We start from the raw sequence: 1,334 nt of genomic DNA on the forward strand, positions 1-1,334 counted from the left end.
GCTACATGGACTCCCTCTTTTGTCAACAATAGCTACCGCTGACAACAGTGGATCGGACAGCAGCTCTACATTCGGTGTTTCATCGGATTCTATCCGTCACCCTGATGATATTCGCTTGATGCTAGCCTCATTCGTTAGACAGTATTTTCTACTTCCTTGCTAAACAGGCTTAAACATCTCGGTCTGACCGTATTGTCATCAATTGCTATTGCTTTGACTCGGTAAGAGCTAACCGCTTATATAGTTAGCTTGATACTCGTTTTCCGTCGTCAATAAGGCCCAGATTATTCGAGCATTCTTAGCTGCTAGGGCGACAGCCGCTCGTTTGTACCCTCGTCTTTCAACGAGTTGTTGTAACCATAAACTCGTTCTATCTGTTTTCTCTTTACAGCGGGCAATGACTGCTCTCGCACCATGAATAAGCAGAGTGCGAATATGTTTTTCGCCTCTTTTACTGATACGACCAAGATGTACATGACCACCGGTTGAATACTGCCTCGGGACTAACCCGATCCACGCGGCGAACTGTCGACTGGTGCCAAATTGTTTACCGTCGCTTACTGTAGCAACGATGGCTGTTGCACTGTGTTCACCAACACCTGGTACGGCCATGAGTTTAGCCGCTTGCTTCATTTCCTTGCTCAGACGATAGACTTTTCTATCATAGCGGAGGATCTCCTCATTAAGATGACGGATGTTATTTACTAAATCGCTCAGTAGTTCCCGAGCGAGAAATGGAATGCCATTTTCGGCATCTTCGAGGATATCGGGCACCATCTTTTGAAGTGGATAGCGACCTTGAGGAATGATAATACCAAACTCTGATAACAAGCCCCGAAGTTGGTTAATGGTCGCGGTACGATTTTTTACTAGGCTATGGCGTATTCGATGTAGGCAAAGCACAGCTTGTTGCTCTTCACTTTTAACCGAAACAAAACGGGTTTTAGGTCTTGAAACCGCCTCACAAATTGCTTCAGCATCATTCGGGTCATTCTTCTCACTTTGTCGATAAGGAATGACAAACTTAGACGCCATAATTTTAGGCGTATGACCTAGCTTCTTTAGTTCCCGTGACCAATGATGAGCTCCCGAGCAGGCTTCCATCCCAATTATGCACGGTGGTAAATTGGCGAATGTGTCTAAGAGTTTGTTTCTTTTGACTGTTTTGCGTAAGACGCACTTGCCATATGCATCCACGCCATGAATACTGAATACATTCTTGGCAAGATCAACGCCAATGGTTTGAATAGTGGACATAGTAACCTCCAGTTTCTAAGCGTATTCATAGTTAACTATGGCACGCTGTGGCTTGGGTAGAGGGAGTCCATATCATT

At 45.1% G+C, this 1,334-nt stretch carries 1 protein-coding gene; it reads right to left on the bottom strand.

Features of this window, described 5'->3' with window-relative positions:
* Positions 1-228: 228 nt before the first annotated feature.
* On the bottom strand, positions 229-1,257 hold the full coding sequence (locus KP803_RS21735) for an IS110 family RNA-guided transposase (RefSeq protein ID WP_248010944.1): 1,029 nt from the start codon (positions 1,255-1,257) through the stop codon (positions 229-231).
* Between the last annotated feature and the right edge of the window lie 77 nt (positions 1,258-1,334).

This window comes from Vibrio amylolyticus (assembly GCF_023145695.1).
Lineage (GTDB): Bacteria > Pseudomonadota > Gammaproteobacteria > Enterobacterales > Vibrionaceae > Vibrio > Vibrio amylolyticus.

Excerpts from the sequence above, each read along its gene's own strand:
- KP803_RS21735 (WP_248010944.1), bottom strand. The coding sequence starts at position 1,257 with ATGTCCACTATTCAAACCATTGGCGTTGATCTTGCCAAGAATGTATTC.